The sequence below is a fragment of the Morganella psychrotolerans genome (assembly GCF_965118875.1).
Taxonomy (GTDB): domain Bacteria; phylum Pseudomonadota; class Gammaproteobacteria; order Enterobacterales; family Enterobacteriaceae; genus Morganella; species Morganella psychrotolerans_C.
The window spans coordinates 49417-73871 of the sequence record NZ_CBCPJD010000012.1; the positions used below are offsets into that span (position 1 = coordinate 49417).

The window sequence follows — 24455 nt, forward strand, 5'->3', positions numbered from 1 at the left end:
AGAATACGCCGAAATATGCCGCTTCCTTGATTCAGATCGGGAAGCGGCCTGCTGTTGATTTTGCAAACAGCAGCAGGAAGGGGCTATACTGATCCTATCCGGCAGCAACCAGACATAAAATCCTATGAAAAATGATACCTTCGACACCTCCGAGCTTTGTGACATTTACCAGGAAAATGTGAATGTCGTTGAACCCCTGTTTTCCAACTTCGGGGGATGTTCATCATTCGGGGGACAAATTACCACCGTTAAATGCTTCGAAGATAACGGACTGCTCTTTGATCTCCTGGAAGAAAACGGAGAAGGGCGCATCCTGCTTATCGACGGAGGCGGTTCAGTCCGTCGCGCATTGATTGATGCAGAGCTGGCTTTCCTCGCAGCACAGAACGGATGGGAAGGAATTGTGGTCTATGGTGCTGTCCGTCAGGTTGATGACCTGTCTGAACTGGATATCGGAATCCAGGCAATGGCTGCAATCCCTGCCGGGTGTGTCACTGAAGGCATCGGTGAGAGTGATATCCGCGTCAATTTCGGTGGTGTAACATTCTTCTCCGGCGATTATCTGTATGCAGATAACACCGGGATCATCTTATCTGACGTCCCGCTGGACTCACCGGAAGATGATGAAGAAAACGAAGATGACGAAAATGATGAAGATGAACTTACCGCAAATTAATTAACATTTGCGGAACACAAATATCAAAAAGGGCGGATATTCCGCCCTTTTGCATTTCTGACGCAGATGATACCTATTTTCAGAGCAAGCTTAACAACTCACCACCGAAAACCAGATTATCTTTCCGCCGCACATTAACTTATTCAAACACTGCGCTAAATCATTCGTTTTGTGACAAGGCGGCGAAGTGAAGATATCCCCGGGAGCATACACAAGTATGTGACCGGGGTAGCTGAACAAAGCCAACGCAGCCACAAAGCGAAGGATGACGCACATTAACTTATTCAAATATTACGCTAAATCATTCGTTCTGTGGCAAGGCGGCGAAGTGAGAACGACCCCGGGAGCATACATCAGTATGTGACCGGGGCGGGCGAACAAAGCCAACGCAGTTACAGAGCGAAGGATGACGCGTAATTATTGGACGTCGTCCATACGACCCAACAACGCCCGCAGACGCTCCTGCCAGCCATTCAGTTCCTGCTTCAGCTGCTCATTCTCACGTACCAGCGTTTCATGCTGGCCCGTTGCATTCTGCACTTCCCGGTTCAGGTTGGTGTTTGTTTCTTTTAATTCGTCGATTTCCATCTGTAACAGTGTGATGGTGTCGATTGCCTGCTGGACTTTTGCTTCCAGCTTTTCAAATACTTCAAATGACATCTTGCGTCCTCCATGTAAGCGATGCACTGATTGTAAGTAGGTGTTATCAATGTGTCCAGTCACATCCCGTGTATTCCTCATTCTTCCGCAGAATAAAATCCGGCGGTTATCACAGATTTTTGTTGTTCATTTGTTACATAATAATCGAAATCGCTCAATTTGTTGACGAGACACGCAGATTTTGATTTCGTTATTTCTCGTTTCCGCTCATTAACGATAAATTCACACTAAGACATATGTCTGATACACGAAGAACATGATTTGTTAATAATTCACACTTATTTCACCTTCTCTGCATTATCAGGATTGATACTATGAGCCTAATGAAATCTCCTACCCTCTTCGGGCAATGCCTCTCCGAATTTATGGGTACCGCATTACTGGTCTTCTTTGGTTTAGGTTGCGTGGCGGCTGCCCGCATTGCCGGAGCGCAACTGGGATTATGGGAAGTAAGTATTATCTGGGGACTGGGCGTTGCACTCGCTGTTTATCTGACTGCCGCTATCTCCGGTGCGCACCTGAACCCGGCGGTAACGCTGGCACTCTGGCTGTTTGCCTGCTTTGAGCGCCGCAAAGTACTGCCCTATATTGTGGCACAGTTCCTCGGCGGATTTGCAGCCGCCGCGCTGGTCTATGCCATGTATTACAATGTATTCCTCGATTATGACCAGGTACATCATATTGTCCGTGGCACACAGGAAAGCCTCTTTACCGCCGGGGTATTCTCAACCTATCCGGCAGCGCCTGTCAGTGTCGGTCAGGCTTTCTTTATTGAAGTGGTGATCGCCGCTATCCTCGTCTGTCTTATCCTTGCGCTGACAGATGACGGCAACGGCGTACCACGCGGTCCGCTCGCCCCTCTGCTGATTGGTCTGCTGATTGCTGTTATCGGGGGTTCATTCGGACCGCTGACCGGCTTTGCCCTGAACCCGGCACGTGACTTTGGCCCTAAAGTGGTTGCTTACCTGGGTGGCTGGGGAGAGATTGCCTTCACCGGCGGGCGTGATATCCCGTATTTTCTTGTCCCTCTGCTGGCCCCGGTTGTCGGCGGATTACTCGGCGCATTTGGTTACCGCAAACTGATCGGCCGTCATCTGCCTTGTGAAGTGTGTGAAATCAAGGATGAAAAATAATCGCGTACGGTACAATTACCGCGTGTTTGTTCACTCAAAAATAAAATAGGTTTTAATATGACAACAGAAACAATCACCCGTGAAAAAAAGTATGTCGTCGCACTGGATCAGGGAACCACCAGTTCACGGGCGGTGCTTTTTGATCGTGACGCTAATATTATCGAGATAGCACAACGTGAATTTACCCAAATCTACCCGAAACCGGGCTGGGTAGAGCATGACCCGATGGAAATTTGGGCAACGCAAAGCTCTGTATTAACAGAAGTGCTGGCGAAAACAGATGTTCACACGGATGAAATCGCGACTATCGGCATCACCAACCAGCGTGAAACCACCATTGTCTGGGAAAAAGAGACCGGCAAACCGGTTTACAACGCCATTGTCTGGCAATGCCGCCGCACCTCGGATTACTGTACTCATCTGAAACAGGATGAGGAAATAGTCGAATATATCCGGAAAAATACCGGACTGGTGATTGACCCCTATTTCTCCGGCACAAAAGTGAAGTGGATCCTCGAGAATGTCGAAGGTGCGCGCGAAAAAGCCGACAAAGGCGAACTGCTGTTCGGCACTGTTGATACCTGGCTGGTCTGGCGCATGACGCAAGGGCGCGTTCATGTCACTGACCACACCAATGCCTCACGAACCATGCTCTATAATATCCACACCCTGGAGTGGGATCAGACTATCCTGGATCTGTTCGGTATCCCGCGGTCTATGCTGCCGGAAGTCAAAGCGTCATCTGAAATTTACGGCAAAACCAATATCGGCGGGAAAGGCGGCACGCGTATTCCTATCTCCGGTATGGCCGGTGACCAGCAGGCCGCACTGTTCGGTCAGATGTGTGTGCAGTCCGGCATGGCAAAAAATACCTACGGCACCGGCTGTTTCCTGCTGATGAACACAGGAACAGAAGCAGTCCGGTCTGAACATGGTCTGCTGACGACAATTGCCTGCGGTCCGCGCGGCGAAGTGAATTATGCACTGGAAGGTGCGGTATTCGTGGGTGGTGCATCCATTCAGTGGCTGCGCGATGAGCTTAAAATTATCGCGGATGCTACTGATTCCGAATACTTTGCAACTAAAGTCAAAGACAGTAACGGCGTGTATGTTGTACCTGCATTTACCGGTCTGGGTGCGCCGTATTGGGATCCGTATGCACGTGGTGCGATTTTCGGGCTGACCCGTGGTGTGAACAGTAATCACCTGATCCGCGCGACCCTGGAATCCATAGCCTATCAGACCCGCGATGTGCTGGAAGCGATGCAGGCAGATGCCGGTACCCGACTGAAAGCTCTGCGTGTGGATGGCGGCGCGGTCGCAAATAATTTCCTGATGCAGTTCCAGTCCGATATTCTGGGCACCCCGGTTGAGCGTCCGCTTATCCGCGAAAGTACGGCGCTGGGTGCAGCGCTGCTTGCCGGGTTAGCCGTCGGTTTCTGGCAGGATCTGGAAGAGATTAAAGCCAAATCCACCATTGAGAAGGTATTCCGTCCCGGCATCGAAACCACTGAACGGAATGTCCGCTACAGTGGCTGGAAAAAAGCGGTTGCCCGCGCACAGGACTGGGAAGACCACAGTTAATTCCCCGCTTTCTTATTTTTGACTCTGCCGCCGGTTAATACCGGCGGTTTTCTTTATTAATTAAATAATGCGCGAAATAAACAGTCACTCACCGAACAAAACCCCGCCGGACCCCGGTCGGGCCAATAAAAACAGATTAAACCTATAAATACCGATCATTGATCACAAAAAATCACTATGTGTAATCAATATGTAACACTGTGTGCCGTGATTCACAGTAATAACGAACAAAAACGAATATTATTCGCCCGCAAAGGAAAATTAATAACGGAAAAATCGGTCATCATACCGGGATACCGTTACATACTCTAAATAATTCCGGATGCATGCAGGCGACAAGCTCTGACCGCCGGGGAGCATACATAAGTATGTGACCAGGCGGGCTGAGCGCAGTCAACACACAGGCATCCTGAAGTATGACGAGTATAACTAATTAATAAAAAATCTTAGCGAAGGAGACGCATATGCTAAGCCTGTTTAAACCTGCGCCACATATTAAGCGGCTCAGCACTGATCGTATTGATCCGACATACCGCCGCTTGCGCTGGCAGATCTTTATAGGGATATTTTTTGGCTACGCCGCCTACTATCTGGTGCGGAAAAACTTCGGGCTGGCTATGCCACACCTGATTGAACAAGGATTTACCCGCGGTGAGCTGGGAACAGCGCTGTCTGCGATTTCAATCGCTTACGGGTTATCCAAATTTATCATGGGCTCCTTTTCGGATCGCGCAAACCCGCGTTATTTTCTCGCGACCGGGCTCATTCTCGCCTCCGCCATTATGCTGATTATGGGGTTTGTGCCATGGGCAACATCCAGTATCTGGGTGATGTTTATGCTGTTATTTATCTGCGGATGGTTCCAGGGGATGGGCTGGCCGCCGTGCGGGCGAACCATGGTTCACTGGTGGTCCCAGAAAGAGCGCGGCGGTATTGTTTCCGTCTGGAACTGCGCTCATAACGTCGGTGGTGGCTTACCGCCAATGCTGATGCTGCTGGGAATGTATTGGTTTGGTGACTGGAAATCCGCATTCTATATGCCGGCTTTTGCCGCCATTCTGGTTGCGCTGTTTGCGTTCGCGTTAATGCGCGATACCCCGCAATCCTGTGGTCTGCCACCAATTGAAGAATATAAAAATGATTATCCCGATGACTACACAGCGAAAAGTGAAGAAGAGCTGACCGCAAAACAGATCTTCATGCAATATATTCTGCCGAACAAATTGTTGTGGTATATCGCTATCGCCAACGTGTTTGTTTATCTCCTGCGTTATGGTGTGCTCGACTGGTCACCGACCTATTTACAGGAAGTTAAACATTTTGATATCAAAGGCTATTCTGTCGCTTATTTCCTGTATGAATGGGCAGGTATCCCGGGAACACTGCTCTGCGGCTGGATGTCAGATAAAGTCTTCAAAGGTAACCGTGGTGCTACCGGCATGTTCTTTATGACTCTGGTGACAATCGCCACTGTGGTGTTCTGGCTGAACCCGCCGGGAAATCCGTCCATTGATATCGCATGCATGATAACCATCGGTTTCCTGATTTACGGGCCGGTTATGCTTATCGGCTTGCATGCCCTTGAACTTGCGCCGAAAAAAGCAGCAGGTACTGCCGCAGGCTTTACCGGTCTGTTCGGTTACCTGGGCGGCTCCGTGGCAGCCAGTACCATTGTTGGTTTCACTGTCGATTATTTCGGCTGGGATGGTGGTTTTGGTGTGATGATTGGCGGCAGCGTACTCGCCGTGATCTTACTGTTCGTTGTCATGCGCGGTGAGAAAAAGCATCATGAGGATGCAATCAACGCAAAGGCATAATAACGGATATACCATGTTAAGGAGAACACCGTTATGAATTTGTCCCGTCAGTTTTGTCTTATCAGTGCCCTTGCGGGCGCTGTATTTTGCAGCACCGCCGCTTTTGCTGCGGACAGTAAAATCGTGATTGCCCACCGGGGTGCCAGCGGTTATCTGCCAGAGCATACACTGCCTGCCAAAGCGCTGGCTTATGCTCAGGGTGCGGATTATCTGGAACAGGATCTGGTGATGACCAAAGACGACGAACTGGTCGTTCTGCATGATCACTATCTGGATCGCGTGACCGATGTGGCTCAGCGTTTCCCGGACAGAGCACGGGCAGATGGCCGTTATTATGCTATCGATTTTACCCTTGCGGAGATCAAATCCCTGAAATTTACGGAAGGGTTTGATATCAAAGACGGTAAACAGGTACAGAACTACCCCGGTCGCTTCCCGATGGGAAAATCAGATTTCCGTATTCACTCTTTTCAGGAAGAGCTGGAGTTTATTCAGGGCCTGAATCATTCAACCGGGAAAAATATCGGTATTTATCCTGAAATCAAAGCGCCGTGGTTCCATCGTCAGGAAGGCAAAGATATCACCCGCAAAGTGCTGTCAGTGCTGAAAGACTATGGTTATCAGACTAAAGATTCCCCGGTTTACCTGCAATGTTTTGATCCGAATGAGCTGAAACGGATTAAACAGGAATTACTGCCGGAAATGGGGATGGACTTAAAACTGGTGCAGTTGATCGCCTACACCGACTGGCAGGAAACATTTGAGCAAAATGCTGACGGTAAGTGGGTAAATTATAATTATGACTGGATGATGGCGCCGGGTGCAATGAGCAAAATCGCCGCGTATGCGGACGGAATCGGACCTGATTATCACATGCTTATCAATAAAGATTCCAAAGCCGGTCATATCACTCTGACACCGATGGCACAGGATGCTCACAACAGCCACCTGGCTATTCACCCGTTTACTGTCCGCGCAGACGCACTGCCGCCGTATGCTGAGAATGTCGGCCAGTTATTTGATGTCATTTATAACAAAGCCGGTGCAGAAGGACTTTTTACTGATTTTCCGGATAAAGGTGTGCAGTTTTTGCAAAAACAGCAATAGCTTCTCGGCCATAAAAATAGTTTCTCTGCCGTAAAATATAACGGGCACTAATAATAGTGCCCGTTATGCTTTTCACCGCTTAATAATAATCAGGATGCCATCGGTTCCCGGCGCTGCATCCGGTGAGCTACCGGTGCCCAGCACAGCACCATGACCACCCCGGTAATCACCATCAGCAGCCCGACACTTGATTGCCCGCCCTGCGGCATCAGGGATGAAATCCAGGTAATAGCACCGGAGCCGACATTCTGTAAACCGCCCACCAGCGCGCCTGCCGCCCCCGCCAGATACGGGAATGGCTCCATTGCCGCTGTGGTTGCCAGCGGAAACAACATTCCGGCACCAAAAAAGAATACCGATGCAGGGATCAGTAATGTCCAGACATTCATAATACCCATCAGCCCCGGGATCCACATCAGCACCCCGGCACTCAGACAGCAAATCACCGCACACCAGACCAGAAAACTGAATGATTTACTGTCCCGCCCGGCAAACCAGGCACCGAAAAATGCCGCCGGTATCGGCAAAATAAACAGAACACTCACCGCCATGCTGCCCAGTCCCAGACCATCGCGCATCAGCACGCCGCTGGAGGCTTCAAACACCGCAACACCCGCCAGACCACAAATTAACATCACCAGGTACGGAACAAATGTCCGGTTAGTCAGTAATAAGCGGAATGACGCCCACATTTTCGGTTTTTCTTTCATTGCAGGACGGGTTTCCGGCAGCTTGTGCCACATGTTGTAGCCCACCGCCAAACCCAGTACCAGCAGGAAAGCGTAACAGGCACGCCAGCCAAAAAATGCGGCAAGTGCGCCGCCGAGCATCGGAGCTATCAGCGGACTGACCAGAATCCCCATATTCAGCAGGCTGTTGGCATAACGCAATGAAATTCCGGTATATAAATCACGCGGCATCGTGCGCGCCATCACCCCGGCGACGCCGGTTCCCAGGCCTTGTAAGCCGCTGGCGACCACCAGCATGGTCAGGTTCGGTGAAAAAAGGGCTGCCGTAGTAGCGATAATATAGATAACCAGCCCGGTCAGGATCACCGGGCGGCGTCCGACTTTGTCGGAGATCGGTCCGTAGATAAGCTGCGACGCGCCATAAGTGAACAAATACGCCGCCATCACACTTTGCACGGCACCCGCAGGCTCGCCGAAATCGAGTGCAATATCCGTTATCACAGGCACATACACAGTCTGCGTCATTTGTCCGACAGCAATCAGCGCAATCAGCATGACCAGCAGATGAAAGTTTTCCAGTTTTTTCATTTTATTATCAGTCTTTAAATTATCACCGGGACGGTGCAATACCGGTAAAATACAGGTGCAACACCCATAATTGCGATGCTGAGATTCTTCATATTTACGATGCTGTATAAAATAGCAAAATTAAAAAATTTTGGGAGATAGTTCACATATTTATTTTTGACAGGAATAGCCCTGTTTTCTGCTGTTTCCGGCAACTTAGCTGTACAGTTTGCTCTGACTTATCGTATTCATGCGATAGGATCGGCTAACACATTTAATCGATACATTTTTCCCCGTCGCCTTATTACACTGGTTTGCATACTACTTACCTATTAATTGACGGAGGTCGCGGATGTCAAACTGGATCACAGGACGTGTCACTCGCATCACAAACCAGACAGATACTTTATTCAGCCTGCACGTTAAAGCACCTATCCGCCCGTTTACCGCCGGACAATTCGCCAAACTGGGTCTGAAAATTGACGGCGAACGCATTCAGCGCGCCTATTCTTATGTCAATGCACCGGATAATGATGACCTTGAATTTTACCTGGTCAGTGTCGGGGATGGCAAACTCAGTCCCCGCCTCGCTGCATTACAACCCGGGGATGAGCTTCTGATTACTGATGAAGCTGCCGGTTTTTTTGTATTGGATGAAGTGCCGGACTGCGACACACTCTGGATGCTCTCCACCGGTACAGCCATCGGACCCTTTTTATCTATTCTGCAATATGGACAGGATTTGGAACGCTTCCGCCATATTGTGCTGGTTCATGCCGTACGCTACGCCGCCGACCTGAGTTATGTTCCGCTGATGCAGCAACTACAAACAAAAATCGGCAGTGACAAGCTGCGCATTGTGACGGTCGTCAGCAGGGAAATGGCTGAAGGATCACTGCACGGCCGTGTACCGGCACTGATTACTTCCGGAGCACTGGAAGCCGCGGCAGGCCTGCCGTTAACGGCGGAAAGCAGCCACGTCATGCTGTGCGGTAACCCGGAGATGGTAAAAGACACTCAAAACCTGCTGAAAACAGAGCGGGGAATGCGCAAACACCTGCGCCGTAAGCCGGGACATATTACCAGCGAGCAGTATTGGTAACTATACCCTTACTCATTCAAACTGCAGGTTCGTTGGCTGCCGTTGCGCCACGGATGGCACTATTGGTGTTCAGCAGGCAGATAACATCAGCGGTTATCGATTTTATCAACCGGATCAGTCTCTTCCCCGAACCGGTTGCCTTCATCCACACTTTTAAACACGCCGCAGTCCAGTACCATCATCATCACAATAAAGACCGGCAGAAAACGCCCCAGTCCCCACTGCATAAAATCACCGGTAATACTCCAGTCCGGCGTGGTCAGCCCCCATGCCACCAGCAACAATAATGACCAGCCGCCACGCTTGTTGCGATCATGCAGACGTTTGGTAAAAATGGCGGCAGCGGGATACAGGACAATCACCACCGGCACCATAATAATTTCAACAGGTAACTGAAACAGCCCCTGTGCAGACATCAGGAGAAACAGCACTGCGCCGCATAGCCCGATCCCTGCCCAAAATGCTTTACGGCTGATCCGCCCGTGAAACGAAAATGCCCATTGTTGTAGTGTCATTTTTCTTTCCTAATCGTGTACACTGGTTATACCCTTATTCATTCAAATTGCAGGTTCGTTGGCTGCATCCTGAATGACGTTGGGTATATATCGCTGACGGACGACCGGGAGTAAGCTATGAAAGCCGCAAAAAAACTCGCGCTGACCGCCCTTATACCGGGAAGTTTACTGCTGTTCAGTATACCGGGTTTTTCGGGTGACGCTGTACTGATCCCTATCCCCTGTGCGCCGGAAACTCTCTGGCTGCAACCGGATGCGCCGACATTCGACACAACTATCCCCGTAATGCGCGAACAGTTTAACCGCAACAACCCGACGCTGCCATTGCGGGAATACAAAGTCGTGGCATCAAACGACATTGCGGCAAGCTATCTGCGCGCCGCCACCAGGATAAGCCCGTATTTATACTCCTCTGCAGTGCTGGAACGAGACAGTGAAAAAATAAAAAGCCTGCAACTGACTCTGCTTCCTGCCGCAGACAGTTCACAAAGCAAAGCAAACCGCACACGGATGCTCGCCTATATTAAGGCATTGATTATTCAGTTCGAACCCACACTTAACAATAATAATATTGATACCGCACTGAGCCGGGCGCTGGCAACAGACTTTCAGGCGGGCACCTATGCCTCGCAATTCGGCGCGTTGCGCTATCTTCTGGTAGTTGATAGTGAAAAGGGAGTAACTTTCGCTATTGAACCGATTAAGCTTTCACTATCTAATAGTAAAGCCGGACAGTAAATCACGGCGGAAAAGCAAAGCTATTTCGCACAGGTTTTACTATACTGTCCCTCTGTTTGCCTGTTCGCCACTCTGCGCGGACAATGGTAATGAAGCTCACGTCATTAAACTCATCCCTGTTGGAGGAAATACAATGCGACATCCCTTAGTTATGGGTAACTGGAAGCTGAACGGCAGCAGTAAAATGGTTTATGAGCTGATAACAGCTCTGCGCAAGGAAGTCTGCGGTATCACCGGATGTGACATTGCGATAGCACCACCTGCGCTTTATCTCTCTCAGGCAAAACAAGTCCTGGCAGGCTCCACTATTGCGCTTGGTGCACAGGACACGGGTCTGAATTTCTCCGGTGCATTCACCGGCGAAACATCCCCTGAAATGCTGAAAGATATCGGCGCACATTACGTTATTGTCGGCCACTCAGAGCGCCGCACTTACCACGGTGAAAGTGATGAGTTAGTCGCAGAGAAATTCGCTGTTCTGAAAAAACTGGGTCTGACTCCGGTTCTGTGTATCGGTGAGTCTGATGCGGAAAACGAAGCCGGCAAAACAGAAGAAGTCTGCGCACGTCAGATTGACGCCGTACTGAACACTCAGGGCGCAGAAGCCTTTATGGGTGCGGTTATTGCGTATGAGCCAATCTGGGCTATCGGAACCGGCAAATCTGCCACTCCGGCACAGGCACAAGCAGTACATAAATTTATCCGCAGCCATATCGCGAAGAAAGATGCGAAAGTGGCAGAGCAGGTTATTATCCAGTACGGCGGTTCTGTCAATGACAAGAACGCCGCAGAGCTGTTCACCCAGCCGGATATCGACGGTGCATTAGTCGGCGGCGCATCTCTGAAAGCCGATGCCTTTGCTGTCATCGTCAAAGCAGCAGCCGCAGCAAAAGCCACAAAAGCTGTAAAATAAATCAGCCACCAGCTGAAATGCAAAAAGCTGCGAAATTATCCGCAGCTTTTTTGTATCTGGTATTTGTATAACGTTTTAAATCATTCCGCCTGAAGAATAATCAATACAACTATTTAAATCACGCCAAACCATTTGACCTAAAATTTCACCTGAAAAAAATCAGCCCTGCTCTTTATTCAGACCTTTATCAGGTCAATCCTCTAAATCATTCGGTCTGTGGCAAGGCGGCAAAGTGAGGATAGCCGGGGAGCATACATCAGTATGTGACCCGGTTAGCCGAACGCAGCCAACACGGCCACAGGCCGAAGGATGACGAGGATTTTTAGTAGAGTTTCTTGGCAGTTTCATACCAATCTTTCTTAAACACCCGCTTCATATTCATCACCGCATCAATAATATCGTGATGAACCATCTTCTCATTCTGAATACCCACACAGCGCCCGCCGTAACCTTCCAGCAGCAACTGAATAGAATATGCGCCCATGCGGGACGCCAGAATTCTGTCATACGCAACCGGCGAACCGCCACGCTGAATATGCCCCAGAACGGTGGCGCGGGTTTCGTGATGTGTTTCTGCCTCAATCTGGCGGGCAAGTTCATACACATCTGTTACGTGTTCGGTGATTGCCACAATCGCATGGCGCTTGCCTTTATCAATCCCCGCTTTAATTTCAGCAATCAGTTCATCGCGGCTGTATTCCACTTCATTCGGCGGCAGAACAATAAATTCACATCCCCCGGCGATTGCGGCTGAAAGAGTCAGATCACCGCAATAGCGCCCCATCACTTCCACAATAGAGATACGTTTATGGGAAGTTGAGGTATCACGCAGGCGGTCAATTGCTTCCACAACCGTTTCCAGTGCAGTGAAATAGCCGATGGTGTAATCCGTTCCCGCTACGTCATTATCAATGGTGCCGGGCAGCCCGATGCACGGAAAACCGGCTTCTGTCAGCTTTTTAGCTCCGAGGTAAGAACCATCTCCGCCGATGACAACTAATGCATCGATATCATTTTTGCGCATATTCTCGATGGCTTTTTCACGGACTTTGTCATCACGAAATTCAGGAAAACGCGCCGAACCCAAAAACGTTCCGCCACGGTTGATAACATCAGAGACACTGAAACGGTCGAGCTTTTTCATCCGGTTTTCATACAGCCCGAGATAGCCGTCATAAATACCGATAACTTCCAGCTCTTCTGACAGTGCGGCGCGGACAACACCCCGGATAGCGGCATTCATACCCGGCGCATCGCCACCACTTGTCAGCACACCGATTCGTTTGATCTTCTTGCTCATGATGACCTCTGATTGTAGATGCAATAGTTGCTAATCTGAAAAACCTCACCGGCATAGTACCACGCACCCCGGCAGGGCCTCGGGAATTCATTATCGTAATATCGTGTAATAACACAAAGCTGAATTGATTCACCTAATCTTATAATAAAATAAGACATTACCGGATGCACCTGCTTTTGCGGATTTTTTTGTCATTTTGAGACACCGGAAAGCAGATAAACGCATCACTCAGATAATCCGTTAAGGATACCCGAAAAATAGAAAACAATTAGCGTTATTACAACATTTATTTCACAAATAATGCGGTGTATAAAGAAAAAACGGAAGGAACAGAATAAAAATAAAAATCACATCGGATAAAAAATATATATCCGGATTTACCCCACATTGTGTAACAAACAAGAGCAAAATGTAACTAATTATTTCAAAATACATGTTATGAAATATAAAAAAAGAACAACAAATAATTAACTACTTATACGGAACTATTGAATTTAATTTATCACCGATAATTTAAAAAATATCATCGCTAACATTCAGACACACTAATTTAATATTTATTACGTTATCGTTTTTACTCTTATTACTGGTAACCAAGTTAGATAACAGACTGAATAACAATACAGAAATAATAAAATCAACCCAAAAACGGATAAAACAAGAGGTTTATACTACAGAGGTGAACATTAAAAATCATTAATTTAGCTTTACTCACAATGTGAATAAAATGCCATTTTCGATAAAAAAGGGTGAAAGACGTATATAAATTACCATTTTCCCACCCGTTGATTAAACATAACTTAAATAAGATACTCATTTCATACAAAACATCATTATTTATAAATCATTACCATTTCTATATTAACGAAATGGCTTTCGTTATATTTCACCAACACCAGGGAATAATTAATGAAAACAAAAAAGAAAATATTGCATCTCGCTATTTTTGCTATTTTATTCACGACCGCACCTTCCTTAGTCAGGGCTGCCACATTTTGCGGTGACAGAAGCCAGGTTACTTACGGTGGCGATTTCGTATTAAGTGGTGAACTAACTGCGGATGAATGCTTTGAAGTCGGCGCCTGGGTAGAAGGTAACCCTGATGATTATATCGGTATCGCAAAAAACCTGACAATGCTGAGTGGCAGTAAACTCAGTGTATTAGGTCTTTTTGAGGACTCACAAGTTCAGGGCGGTGCCGAAGTCTGGATTGATAAAAATACACATATCACCTGGGATGGCTACCATTCCGGCTTTCCGGCAACCGGCAGCCGTATTGATATTCAGAGCGGCGGATTAATCCGTGTGCTCGACGGTGGTACACTGAAAGATTCCGTACTTAATGGCGGAACCGTGTATGTCAGTAATAATGGTCAGGCAGATGATCCGGGAAAATCGGAAAATAACACCGTCAACAGCGGTGGGAAATTATATATCTATTCCGGCGGGCAATCTTCCGGTACACAAATTAACAGCGGCGGTTATGAATACGTTCAGCAGGATGGTCACTCCCTGAATACGCAGATTAATGACGGCGGCTCTCAGATGCTCCGCTCCGGGGGCGTTGCAGATAGCTCAGTGATTCAGAGCGGTGGCTTTCAACAGCTTCATCAGAAAGGCTTCGCTGATAATACGCTGGTGAATACCGGTGGGCGGCAATATGTCGTGGATGACTCCAAAGCAACAAATACCACTGTTGACGGCGGAGAACAATATATCTTCCGCCAGAATGACACGGCAGCGGCCGGTATCGCAGAATCAACTCAAATTAAAAACGGCGGCGCTCAAATTCTGAAAAACGGCGGGCAGGCCATTGATACTCAATTGTGGAATAACAGTACACAAAGCATCTTCGGCGGCTCGTCTGCAACCGGTACCACGTTGTATGACAGCGCCAAAAGCTGGCTGGCCGCCGGCGCTCAGGCATTGGGTGCAATAACAGTTAATGACCGGGCGCAGTTACAACTCACCGCAGGTGCGCAGGACAAGCAAGCCGCTGATGCCGGTGCCTATGCCGAAAACGTTATTTTATCCGGCGCGGACAGCACACTGATGGTGATCACCGGCGACAGCGGCAATACCGCATTCACCGGCTCACTCAGCGGGCAGGGACAAGTCCGTTTTGTTGCACCGGTTACCGCCGGATACAGCCACCTGATGATCGATACGCTTTCCGGCAACCAGACATTCCATATGAATACAGCGATTGCCGAACAGCACGGCGACTATCTGACGGTTAATACCGGCAGCGGTGAACACGCACTGAATATACAGGATTCCGGCGCGGAAATTACCCGTCCGGATGAATCCCGCCTTGATCTGGTGACAGATAAAAGCGGTAACGCAAAATTTAACTTAGGTGCATTCGGTGGCTCAAACATCAATGCTGTTGATGGCGGCACCTATATGTACTCACTGCATCAGCGTGAAGATCAGAATGGCAAAATCTGGTATCTGGCGGCACAGAAAGATGATGGCGGTGATCCGGGCATTGTTCCGCCGGTAGTGCCGGAGGATAAAACTACCCCGGCTACTGATGCGATTTTATCACTGGCCAGCGCCCCGCAACTGATTTTCAACCACGAACTCAATAACCTGCGTCTACGCAGAGGTGAATTACGCAATAATCAGGGTGATGCCGGGGTATGGATGCGTTTAACCGGTGATAAAACCCGTGCGAATACAGGGCACACCCGCTTTAAACTGAATCAGGGCGGTGTTGAATTAGGTGCGGATACACCGGTTGACCTGGCACAGGGACAACTCTGGCTCGGCGTATTTACCGGTTATAATAATGCCACACTGAAACATCAGCGCGGCGGTGACAGCAAAATCGACAGCATCACCGCCGGCGGCTATGCCACCTGGTTTGACGGCAACGGCTGGTATATCGATGGTGTTCTGAAATATAACCACTTTAATAATAAGCTGCGTGCCACTTCCACGAATCACAGCAGCATTAAAGGGGATTACTCACAGAACGCTTACGGCACAGCAGCAGAAACGGGTTATTCCTTTACTCTGCCACAGGCTTTCTGGGCTGAGCCGTATGCACGACTGACTTACATGCGGGCAGACAGCGGAACCGTCAGCCTGAACAACAATATGCAGGCAAAACTGGATGCACAGCAGTCACTGCAATCAGAACTCGGTCTGCATCTGGGCAAAGATTTTGTGCTGAGCAATCAGGTTGAACTGTCACCTTATACAAAACTGGCCTGGCAGCATGAATTTATCAGTAATAACCAGGTCACGATTAACCAACGCAATACCTTTGATACGGATTTCTCCGGTGACAGTCTGAAAGCCGGTGGCGGGATAACCATCCGCTTCAATCCGCAAATTCAGGCATTCGCTGAAGTTAATTACCGTAATGGCGATAAAACAGAATCCCCGCTGAGCGGCAATATCGGTGTGCGCTACAATTTTTAATCTTTCATATTGTTATCTCTGTTCTCTATTGAGGCCTGCGGGCCTCTTTTTTTGCCCGAATCACAGACAAAAAAAAGCCCCTCATTGAGGGGCGCAAAAGACAGGGATGGTGTCTATGGCAAGGAAAAACTTCTTGGGTGCTACTTAACTGCTCTACGACTCACTACACTTCACTACTCTGACAAATTCATTGCGCGGTATTCTGCGCTGATGTGACGACAGGGGGTGCCGGCGATACATGAATACCTTCCGGCTCAAATGTCGCATCAAGCTGCAATTTCTGCTCCGGGTTGAGTAACTGGTACATTTGATGATGAACCCGAATCATCTCAACCTGATAATCCAACCGTTTACGCATCTCTTTTTCCAGTTGTGACCTGACAGCGGTCTCATCAAACTGTATGGCTTTCACCAGTTCATAAAGCGCGATATCATCTTCCGCAAGATTACGAACGTTGCGTAACTGGTCGCGGTAATTTTCCATTAAATCCCGCAACCGCATCCGTTGTTCTTCCGTTAACCGGATGCCGGTCAACATAGAGGTATAACCATCTCCCCCTGATGTCGTTATACCTTTATACTGACTGTGACACTGGGCGGCGTTTTCCCGGCTATCACTTTCTGTATCCTGCGCAAAAACCGGCGCAGTGTGCATCACAAAGATTGACGCTAAAGTGATTGTTGCTATCTTACCCATATCAACTCCTTAAACTTCTGAGCCTGTGTCACCTGACTCGTTGGAATTAACTATACGCACCCGGCTGCAAACATGCGTCAGAGCATGTAAAAGAACGTAAAGTCATGGAATAGAAACGTTTGTTGTCGTATTTTGCTCGTGGAGGACGTAAATAATGAATAAGATACTGCTTGTTGATGATGACCGCGAATTAACGTCGCTGTTAAAAGAGTTACTCGATATGGAAGGGTTCAACGTTGTCATTGCACATGACGGCGAGCAGGCTCTGACCCTGATTGATGATTCCATAGATCTGTTATTGCTCGATATTATGATGCCGCGTAAAAACGGTATTGAAACCCTGAAAGAGCTGCGCCAGAATTTCCAGACACCGGTGATTATGCTGACCGCACGCGGCAGTGATTTAGACCGCGTTCTGGGGCTTGAACTGGGCGCAGATGACTATCTGCCGAAACCGTTTAACGACCGGGAGCTTGTCGCCCGTATCCGCGCAATCCTGCGCCGCTCCAACTGGAGTGAACAGCAGCAGAATGATACCGGCAGCAACTCATCTGTTGTGATGGTGGATAAACTGCAACTCAACCCGGGACGCCAGGAAGCAAGCTTTGCTGATGAAGTGCTCGACCTGACCGGTACCGAGTTCACCCTGCTCTATCTGCTCGCACAGCATCTGGGACAGGTTGTCAGCCGTGAACACCTCAGCCAGGAAGTACTGGGCAAGCGCCTGACCCCGTTTGATCGCGCAATTGATATGCACATATCAAACCTGCGCCGTAAATTACCGGAGCGCACCGACGGGCTGCCGTGGTTTAAAACCTTACGCGGGCGCGGCTATCTGATGGTATCCGCAACATGATAAGCAGCCTGACCGCGCGGATTTTCGCGATTTTCTGGTTCACCCTCGCACTGGTGTTATTACTGGTGCTGATGGTGCCGAAACTCGATTCCCGGCAACTCATGCCTCTTCAGGAGGCAGAGTACCGCCAGGGAATGATGCTGCAACAGCATATTGAATCCGACCTGGCACAGGACCCTGCGAATGACCTGCTCTGGTGGCGGCGGCTGACCCGTGCGCTGGTGAAATGGACCCCGCCGGACAAACGCCTGATTATTGTCACCACGGAGGGGCGCATCATCGGGCCTATCCGTAATGACTCCCAGGTTATCCGCAACTTTATGGGGCAGTCCGACAACACCGACAACCCGAAAAAGAAACGCTACGGGCGCATTGAGCTTCTCGGCCCGTTTGAAGTCCGTGACGGCGAAGACCGCTATCAGCTCTATCTCATTCGTCCGGCAAATACCGCACAGTCTGATTTTATCAATTTCCTGATTGATCGCCCGTTCCTGTTACTCGCCGCGACCATGCTTATCAGCTCGCCATTACTGCTCTGGCTCGCCTGGAGCCTGGCAAAACCAGCCCGTAAACTGAAAAATGCGGCAGATGATGTAGCCAAAGGCAATCTGCGCCAGCATCCGGAACTGGAATCCGGTCCGCAGGAATTTCTTGCCGCCGGTAACAGCTTTAACCAGATGATAAGTGCTCTGGAGCGCATGGTGAATGCACAGCAACGGCTGATATCGGATATCTCCCATGAGCTGCGCACCCCGCTCACCCGTCTGCAACTTGCGACTGCATTACTGCGCCGCCGGCATGGTGAGAACAAAGAGCTTGAGCGCATTGAAACCGAAACACAGCGCCTGGACGGCATGATAAACGATTTACTGGTGCTCTCCCGCAGTCAGCACAAAAACGAGTTGCTGCGCCAGAACATTAAAGCCAATGAGTTATGGGATGATATTCTTGATGACGCGAAGTTTGAGGCAGAGCAGCGCCATAAAACGCTGGAGATAACCTCACCGCCTGGCCCGTGGACAATTTACTGTAATCCATCCGCCCTCGGCAGCGCCTTTGAAAACATTGTCCGCAATGCACTGCGTTACTCGAATCAGCGCATTCAGGTTGCATTCAGTGCGGATACTCAGGGAATAAGCATTGTAGTGGATGATGACGGTCCCGGTGTCAGCCCGGAAGATCGCGAACATATCTTCCGGCCTTTCTACCGCACCGACGAAGCCCGCGACCGCGAATCCGGCGGAACCGGACTGGGACTGGCGATAGTCAGCACCGCCATCAGCCAGCACAACGGCAAAGTAATTGCTAATGACAGCCCGCTCGGCGGTCTGCGGCTGGAAATCTGGCTGCCGCTACACCCGCGCTGAGACAAATCAAAAAAGATTGCAGAAGAAAACAGCATCACCGGAACCTCTGTTCCGGTGATGCTGTTTTCCTAAATAACAATATTCGAACTATATTCAACAAAAAACATTTCCACTGTAAACGCTCACATACCGATTAAAAAAAGTAACAATCCATAGTCTTAAATGAAAAAGACGTTTTTTTAGCTAGTAACACAAAGAAAACAACATTAATGAAAAATATTATTACTTTAAACCGGATAAAGTGCGTTTAATGAAAGATAAGCGAGTGTTATGATGCTTGACCTGGCTACGGAATACGACTAGCCTTTGGCAGCAAATATAAACACTACTGATGATTAACGTCGCGTCATTCGTAATAACTATCAAAAATCAGAGTGTTACAAAGCAATACATCACTTACTGACCAGATTATTCAATAATATCAGTAAGATAAACTCGCAATAGCGCACTCTGGGAGCCGTAACCCAGTGCGGTAGCTATGGTTATCAAATATAGTAATTAGGAGAAGTTATGATTGGGGTAATATTAGCTGCAGGTGTTGGTTCCAGACTCAGACCAATGACAAACAATAAACCGAAATGTCTGGTAACAACAGCAGGAAAACCAATCCTCCAATACCAACTTGACGCATATAAAAATGCAGGCATAACGGATATTATTATTATTGTTGGTTATGAAGGTGATGCAATTCGTAATTACTGTAAATATACTAAAGAGCTAAATATACATATTATTGAAAATAGTGAATACGAAGATACCAATAATATGTACTCACTATATCTAGCCAAAAATTATATCAATGGAAAAGCCTTCATTCTTAATAACGCTGATCTTGCGGTTGAAAACAATCTAATAACAGACATGATTTCATCACCAGAAAAAGATATCGTCGCTGTTGATTTTTCTTTATATAATGAAGAGTCAATGAAAATTACTTGCAATGATGCAGGTATGATTATTAATATATCTAAGCAAATTTCAGAAGAAGATACACTAGGATGTTCTATTGATTTTTATAAATTCTCCGAAACATCTTCCGAGATATTCTTTGAAGAATTGGAGCGAATTATTGTAAATGAAAAAAACAAGAAAGATTGGACTGAGATAGCAATGCAACGGTTATTTCAGTCTCAAGAGTTAAAATTCAAGCCATTTAATATACAGAATACTGCTTGGGTAGAAATTGATAACTACGATGACTTAGCCTTATCCGATAAAATTTTTTCTCAATTAAAAAAAAAGATAACTGACTATACATGCTATTGCTTTGATTTAGATGGAACGATTTATGTTGGAAATGAAATTATTCCAAACGTTATTGAATCAATAAAAATTTTAAAAGAAAAAAATAAAACAGTAAAATTCATATCCAATAACTCATCTAAAAACAATACAGAATACTTATCAAAACTCCATTCTCTTGGTATAGACTGTTGTCTTGAAGATATTAAATTATCTACCGACAGTGTTATCAACTATCTGAAAGAGAAAAAAGTAAATAAGGTATATGTACTTGGAACAAAAAGTCTACAAAAACAAATAATTGATGCTGGATTTGAATTTTGCTCTCATTCACCAGAGTTTATTGTTGTAGGTTATGATAATGAACTAACATATTCAAAACTTAAAACCACATGCCGGCTAATAAATAACAATATAGACTATATCGCGACTCATTGTGATATTTTTTGTCCAAGCGAAGATGGTCCAATCCCTGATATCGGAACAACAATATCTACTCTTGAAAAAACAACAGGCATTAAACCATATAAAATATTTGGTAAACCAAATGCTGATTTAATCGAACTGATTTTAAAAGAAAGCAAACTAAAAAAATCAGATATGTTAATGATTGGAGATCGCCTATATACAGATATATTGATGGCAAACAATGCAAATGTTGATTCTATTCTTGTATTGAGTGGCGACACTCAACGAGATGAGATTGAAAACAGTGATATTAAACCTACGTATATTTTGAAAAAATTTGATTTAATAAGTAAAAATTAAAAACTTCATTGTATAATAATACTAACTCAACTATAAATATGATAGATAAAATGACTCCAAGTAAAAAAGGTTTATTCAGAAATATATTTATTTTATCTATCATGCAAATTATAAATTATTTATCACCACTTATAGTCTTGCCATATTTAAGTCGAATATTCACCACTGAACAATTTGGTTTCTTTATGGTAATAATATCCATTATCACTATGTCTCTAGTCTTAACTGAATATGGGTTCAATATATATTCAACAAATAAGATAGCATTAAATAAAAATAATAAAGAAAAAATAAGTAATCACATAACAAGTGTCTATGTTATAAAAATATTTCTTTTTATTATCGTATCCATTCCAATTACTTACTATTTTAAAGTTAACAACATAGAATTAGAATACCTAACACTTACGTTAGCAACAATATTTTTCCAATCGTTTCAATCCACATGGTTTTTTCAAGGAATAGAAAAGATGTTGTTTATAATGGTGATAACATCATTATCTAAGCTAACATATTTATTACTAGTTATTATTTTCGTCCATAATTCTAGTGATATTAGCATTCTTCTTTTTTGCTTAGCTATTAGCAATCTAGTTGGTGCTACTTTTAGCATCATAAGTATATATAGTAATGGATATTATTTTAAAGTACCTAGAATACAATTAATTAAAAAAATATTTATAAATGGGTCATATTTTTTTATATCTAGAGCTGCAGTGGTTATATATACATCTGCAAGTACCTTTATCATAGGTACATTTAGTGGTCTTACACAAGCCGCACTATATTCAAGTGCTGAAAAATTATATTTTTCAGGGCAAAATTTATGTTCGCCTGTAAGCCAGGCATTATTTCCATACCTGTCCAGAACAAAGAATAGCCATGATATATATAGAATAACATTTTTATTATTAATTCCATTAATGGCCGGCTGTTTTATTATGATGTTTTTTTCTGGTGAAATACTAAGCTTAATCTATGGAGCTAACTATTACCATGCAGATAATATTCTTCGTATTTTTTTACTAACAATAATATTTACATTTGTTAGTATTAACTTTGGATACCCAGCATTCTCAACAATAAATAGATTAGACATCCCAAATAAAACTGTAATATTAGGGGCGTCAATACAAGCTTTATTATTGTTTATTCTATACATCCATAACTTATTAAGTGCGATCTTAGTTGCCAGCTCAATTTGTATCGTTGAATTTATCATAATGAATATAAGAGTTATAGTTTTCACGAAATTAATAAAGAAAGTAAAATGAAAAAAATCCTATTGCTACTATTCCTTCCATTGTTTTTATTAATTAAATTAATCCCTCGAAATAAAAATATTGTTTTATTTGGTAGTAATAAAAAAACAAACTTTTCCGACAATCCAAAATATTTATTCATAGAAATAAATAAATATAAAAACGATAAAAACCAATTTATTTATGTGTCAAAAAATAAACAAGCTATCGCAGAAGCAAAAAAATATGGTGATGCTATATATATATATTCATTTAGAAGCATCATTCTTCATTTAAGAGCCTATTATTTTATTAACTCTCACTCTATTGATGACTTCATATCGATACTCACTAATGGCGCGGTAATAGTTCAACTTTGGCATGGGTTACCATTAAAAAAAATCGGGAATGACACTGATTTCAATCATCTAGAATCTAACTTACTGAAGAATGTGAAAATAAATTTATACTGGAAGCTATTTCCATACTTGGATTATAAAAGACACACCTACCTATGCATATCAAATTCAATATTTACACCATATTTTATGAGCGCATTTAACACTATCAAAAATAGAATAATTTATGTCGAGCAACCTCGGGTTTTATATTCAAAAATAGATGATACAATAAAAAAACAAAAAATAAAAAATAAAATAATAAGTATATTTCCTACATATAGAGCTAATATCATGCCATCTTTCTTTTCTTATATCACCGATGATGCCTTGATACATTTAAATATACTAGCAAATGAAAAAAATTATCTTATATATATAAAGCCACATCCACTAGAAGTATCTATACTATTGGATAGAATTAACTCTTTATCTCTGAACAAGGTCATACTCTACACTGAAATAGACCCCTATCCATTAGGAAAAATATCCGACCTAATTATAACTGATTACTCTAGTATATATTTTGATTTATTAGATGATAATAAAAGGATTGCTTTTATTTGCCCTGACATTAATACGTATTTGAAAAATATTGGTCTATATTTTGATTACTATAATGACAAGCTCACCCCAGGGCATAAATTTAGTTCTTTTGATGACTTTTTAGAAAATATACAATATTGCTTTGACACCATATATGATTTTTCATATATTAAAAAACACCAATCAACTCAAAGCATTCTTGACTTAATCATTAACAAAAAATTAAAAAGATGATATATATATTATTACTGATGTCTTTATTCGAAAAATGGTCTATTAAATATCATTTTTCTTTTTCTTTTTCTTATGACTTATTAGTGACGCTATGTCTGATGTCACTATTAATAATATATACCTTCCTATCATCATCCTCAATTAAATATAGATTATTTATATTATCTATCGTGCTGTTGACTTTTTTTTGTTTTTTCTTATCTAATGGGGATACCTATTTATTCGCAATAAATAACCTTATTTTCCTTGGAAATATTTCTATATTTTATTATAGCTTTAGAATGAGAAATATTATTGATTTATTATTATTCCTAAAAATAAACTATCTTTATATTTTTGTATGCTTTGTGCTATATCTCATTTCTAAATATATCTATATTAATGATGATGTTTTAGAGTTTATTAACCATGGTAATGGTTATAAATATCCATTCTATTCATCAGGGAAATTCACATTAACATTCAGTGAGCCATCATTTGCTGGAACATACTTGGTTTCCTTATTTTTAGCAACACTAACATTGATTAAAAAAAACATAACATTTATTATTACTAGTTTTATATTTATATTTTTAGTCTATTTATCAGGTTCTAAAATTGCATTTTTAATTCAAATAACACTCACCTTACTTTATTCCATATACATTTTATCAAACCGCAAGTTATCTCTTTTAAATTTACTATTATCTTTTATACCTATTGTCACAATAAGTTCTTTTATTGTTTCCATATATTCAATTCATCCAAGCTTTATTGAACTCTTACCTGAGGCTAGTAGAGACTCATTTTACACTCGATTTTTCTTTATATTTCATCGATTTTCATATATTTACGATAGACCTTTTGGCTTCGTCTTTAATATGAACGACCCTG

General features: G+C 44.6%; 19 protein-coding genes. 14 read left to right on the forward strand and 5 right to left on the reverse strand.

Features of this window, described 5'->3' with window-relative positions; translation table 11 throughout:
* Positions 1-124 precede the first annotated feature (124 nt).
* On the forward strand, positions 125-676 hold the full coding sequence (rraA, locus tag ACMHKJ_RS13240) for a ribonuclease E activity regulator RraA (RefSeq protein ID WP_413494580.1): 552 nt from the start codon (positions 125-127) through the stop codon (positions 674-676).
* A 417-nt stretch (positions 677-1093) separates the two neighbouring features.
* Here rraA and zapB read toward each other — a convergent pair whose 3' ends face one another.
* Positions 1094-1336: a cell division protein ZapB gene (zapB, locus tag ACMHKJ_RS13245; RefSeq protein WP_067369231.1), complete on the reverse strand. Its 243-nt coding sequence runs from the start codon at positions 1334-1336 to the stop codon at positions 1094-1096.
* A gap of 314 nt (positions 1337-1650) precedes the next feature.
* Here zapB and ACMHKJ_RS13250 point away from each other — a divergent pair, with 314 nt between their 5' ends.
* The 4 genes from ACMHKJ_RS13250 (at position 1651) to glpQ (ending at position 6977) form a co-directional block, all read left to right on the forward strand.
* Positions 1651-2469, forward strand: a complete 819-nt coding sequence (locus tag ACMHKJ_RS13250) for an MIP/aquaporin family protein (RefSeq protein ID WP_413494583.1) — start codon at positions 1651-1653, stop codon at positions 2467-2469.
* A gap of 57 nt (positions 2470-2526) precedes the next feature.
* Complete coding sequence (gene glpK, locus ACMHKJ_RS13255; protein WP_413494585.1) at positions 2527-4053, forward strand: glycerol kinase GlpK; 1527 nt, start codon at positions 2527-2529, stop codon at positions 4051-4053.
* A 464-nt stretch (positions 4054-4517) separates the two neighbouring features.
* The gene (gene glpT / locus ACMHKJ_RS13260; RefSeq protein ID WP_413494586.1) at positions 4518-5870 is read left to right on the forward strand and encodes a glycerol-3-phosphate transporter; all 1353 of its coding nucleotides are present in this window, start codon (positions 4518-4520) and stop codon (positions 5868-5870) included.
* 33 nt (positions 5871-5903) lie between these two features.
* Entirely contained in the window at positions 5904-6977 is a 1074-nt protein-coding gene (gene glpQ, locus ACMHKJ_RS13265) for a glycerophosphodiester phosphodiesterase (RefSeq protein ID WP_413494588.1), read from the forward strand.
* Positions 6978-7066: 89 nt separating this feature from the next.
* On the opposite strand, the gene emrD is transcribed toward glpQ, so the two are convergent.
* Positions 7067-8254: a multidrug efflux MFS transporter EmrD gene (gene emrD, locus ACMHKJ_RS13270; protein WP_413494590.1), complete on the reverse strand. Its 1188-nt coding sequence runs from the start codon at positions 8252-8254 to the stop codon at positions 7067-7069.
* 331 nt (positions 8255-8585) lie between these two features.
* Here emrD and fpr point away from each other — a divergent pair, with 331 nt between their 5' ends.
* Positions 8586-9335 carry a ferredoxin--NADP(+) reductase gene (gene fpr / locus ACMHKJ_RS13275; RefSeq protein WP_413494591.1) on the forward strand — a complete coding sequence of 250 codons (750 nt, stop codon included), beginning with the start codon at positions 8586-8588 and terminating at the stop codon, positions 9333-9335.
* Positions 9336-9421: 86 nt separating this feature from the next.
* Here fpr and ACMHKJ_RS13280 read toward each other — a convergent pair whose 3' ends face one another.
* Complete coding sequence (locus tag ACMHKJ_RS13280; protein WP_413494593.1) at positions 9422-9850, reverse strand: DUF805 domain-containing protein; 429 nt, start codon at positions 9848-9850, stop codon at positions 9422-9424.
* A gap of 117 nt (positions 9851-9967) precedes the next feature.
* Here ACMHKJ_RS13280 and ACMHKJ_RS13285 point away from each other — a divergent pair, with 117 nt between their 5' ends.
* Both ACMHKJ_RS13285 and tpiA read left to right on the forward strand, forming a co-directional pair.
* A complete protein-coding gene (locus ACMHKJ_RS13285; protein WP_413494595.1) occupies positions 9968-10588 on the forward strand; it encodes a DUF1454 family protein in 621 nt (206 codons plus the stop codon).
* Between the two features lie 133 nt (positions 10589-10721).
* A complete protein-coding gene (tpiA, locus tag ACMHKJ_RS13290; protein WP_413494597.1) occupies positions 10722-11501 on the forward strand; it encodes a triose-phosphate isomerase in 780 nt (259 codons plus the stop codon).
* A 322-nt stretch (positions 11502-11823) separates the two neighbouring features.
* On the opposite strand, the gene pfkA is transcribed toward tpiA, so the two are convergent.
* Entirely contained in the window at positions 11824-12801 is a 978-nt protein-coding gene (gene pfkA, locus ACMHKJ_RS13295) for a 6-phosphofructokinase (RefSeq protein WP_413494599.1), read from the reverse strand.
* Between the two features lie 909 nt (positions 12802-13710).
* On the opposite strand from pfkA, the gene ACMHKJ_RS13300 reads away from it, so the two are divergent.
* Complete coding sequence (locus tag ACMHKJ_RS13300; protein ID WP_413494601.1) at positions 13711-16233, forward strand: autotransporter outer membrane beta-barrel domain-containing protein; 2523 nt, start codon at positions 13711-13713, stop codon at positions 16231-16233.
* A gap of 187 nt (positions 16234-16420) precedes the next feature.
* Here ACMHKJ_RS13300 and ACMHKJ_RS13305 read toward each other — a convergent pair whose 3' ends face one another.
* On the reverse strand, positions 16421-16930 hold the full coding sequence (locus ACMHKJ_RS13305) for a Spy/CpxP family protein refolding chaperone (RefSeq protein ID WP_413494603.1): 510 nt from the start codon (positions 16928-16930) through the stop codon (positions 16421-16423).
* 154 nt (positions 16931-17084) lie between these two features.
* Between ACMHKJ_RS13305 and cpxR the strand changes: the two genes are divergently transcribed.
* The 5 genes from cpxR (at position 17085) to ACMHKJ_RS13330 (ending at position 23582) form a co-directional block, all read left to right on the forward strand.
* Entirely contained in the window at positions 17085-17786 is a 702-nt protein-coding gene (cpxR, locus tag ACMHKJ_RS13310) for an envelope stress response regulator transcription factor CpxR (RefSeq protein ID WP_067422943.1), read from the forward strand.
* Positions 17783-19153, forward strand: coding sequence for an envelope stress sensor histidine kinase CpxA (cpxA, locus tag ACMHKJ_RS13315; RefSeq protein WP_067369189.1), 1371 nt, complete (start codon positions 17783-17785; stop codon positions 19151-19153). Before cpxR ends, cpxA begins: the two co-directional genes overlap by 4 nt.
* 510 nt (positions 19154-19663) lie before the next feature.
* Positions 19664-21163 (forward strand): HAD-IIA family hydrolase, encoded by a 1500-nt coding sequence (locus ACMHKJ_RS13320; protein ID WP_413494606.1) that lies wholly within the window; start codon positions 19664-19666, stop codon positions 21161-21163.
* Between the two features lie 50 nt (positions 21164-21213).
* Positions 21214-22437, forward strand: coding sequence for an oligosaccharide flippase family protein (locus ACMHKJ_RS13325; protein WP_413494607.1), 1224 nt, complete (start codon positions 21214-21216; stop codon positions 22435-22437).
* On the forward strand, positions 22434-23582 hold the full coding sequence (locus ACMHKJ_RS13330) for a CDP-glycerol glycerophosphotransferase family protein (RefSeq protein WP_413494609.1): 1149 nt from the start codon (positions 22434-22436) through the stop codon (positions 23580-23582). The genes ACMHKJ_RS13325 and ACMHKJ_RS13330 overlap by 4 nt, the downstream gene beginning before the upstream one ends.
* Positions 23583-24455 lie beyond the last annotated feature (873 nt).

Bases quoted from the DNA above. Each gene is read 5' to 3' on its own strand.
- ACMHKJ_RS13330 (WP_413494609.1), top strand. From the start codon at position 22,434: ATGAAAAAAATCCTATTGCTACTATTCCTTCCATTGTTTTTATTAATT.
- ACMHKJ_RS13305 (WP_413494603.1), bottom strand. From the start codon at position 16,930: ATGGGTAAGATAGCAACAATCACTTTAGCGTCAATCTTTGTGATGCAC.
- ACMHKJ_RS13320 (WP_413494606.1), top strand. From the start codon at position 19,664: ATGATTGGGGTAATATTAGCTGCAGGTGTTGGTTCCAGACTCAGACCA.
- cpxR (WP_067422943.1), top strand. From the start codon at position 17,085: ATGAATAAGATACTGCTTGTTGATGATGACCGCGAATTAACGTCGCTG.
- pfkA (WP_413494599.1), bottom strand. From the start codon at position 12,801: ATGAGCAAGAAGATCAAACGAATCGGTGTGCTGACAAGTGGTGGCGAT.
- glpK (WP_413494585.1), top strand. From the start codon at position 2,527: ATGACAACAGAAACAATCACCCGTGAAAAAAAGTATGTCGTCGCACTG.
- cpxA (WP_067369189.1), top strand. From the start codon at position 17,783: ATGATAAGCAGCCTGACCGCGCGGATTTTCGCGATTTTCTGGTTCACC.
- glpT (WP_413494586.1), top strand. From the start codon at position 4,518: ATGCTAAGCCTGTTTAAACCTGCGCCACATATTAAGCGGCTCAGCACT.
- ACMHKJ_RS13285 (WP_413494595.1), top strand. From the start codon at position 9,968: ATGAAAGCCGCAAAAAAACTCGCGCTGACCGCCCTTATACCGGGAAGT.
- ACMHKJ_RS13280 (WP_413494593.1), bottom strand. From the start codon at position 9,850: ATGACACTACAACAATGGGCATTTTCGTTTCACGGGCGGATCAGCCGT.
- fpr (WP_413494591.1), top strand. From the start codon at position 8,586: ATGTCAAACTGGATCACAGGACGTGTCACTCGCATCACAAACCAGACA.
- emrD (WP_413494590.1), bottom strand. From the start codon at position 8,254: ATGAAAAAACTGGAAAACTTTCATCTGCTGGTCATGCTGATTGCGCTG.
- glpQ (WP_413494588.1), top strand. From the start codon at position 5,904: ATGAATTTGTCCCGTCAGTTTTGTCTTATCAGTGCCCTTGCGGGCGCT.
- tpiA (WP_413494597.1), top strand. From the start codon at position 10,722: ATGCGACATCCCTTAGTTATGGGTAACTGGAAGCTGAACGGCAGCAGT.
- ACMHKJ_RS13250 (WP_413494583.1), top strand. From the start codon at position 1,651: ATGAGCCTAATGAAATCTCCTACCCTCTTCGGGCAATGCCTCTCCGAA.
- rraA (WP_413494580.1), top strand. From the start codon at position 125: ATGAAAAATGATACCTTCGACACCTCCGAGCTTTGTGACATTTACCAG.
- zapB (WP_067369231.1), bottom strand. From the start codon at position 1,336: ATGTCATTTGAAGTATTTGAAAAGCTGGAAGCAAAAGTCCAGCAGGCA.
- ACMHKJ_RS13300 (WP_413494601.1), top strand. From the start codon at position 13,711: ATGAAAACAAAAAAGAAAATATTGCATCTCGCTATTTTTGCTATTTTA.
- ACMHKJ_RS13325 (WP_413494607.1), top strand. From the start codon at position 21,214: ATGACTCCAAGTAAAAAAGGTTTATTCAGAAATATATTTATTTTATCT.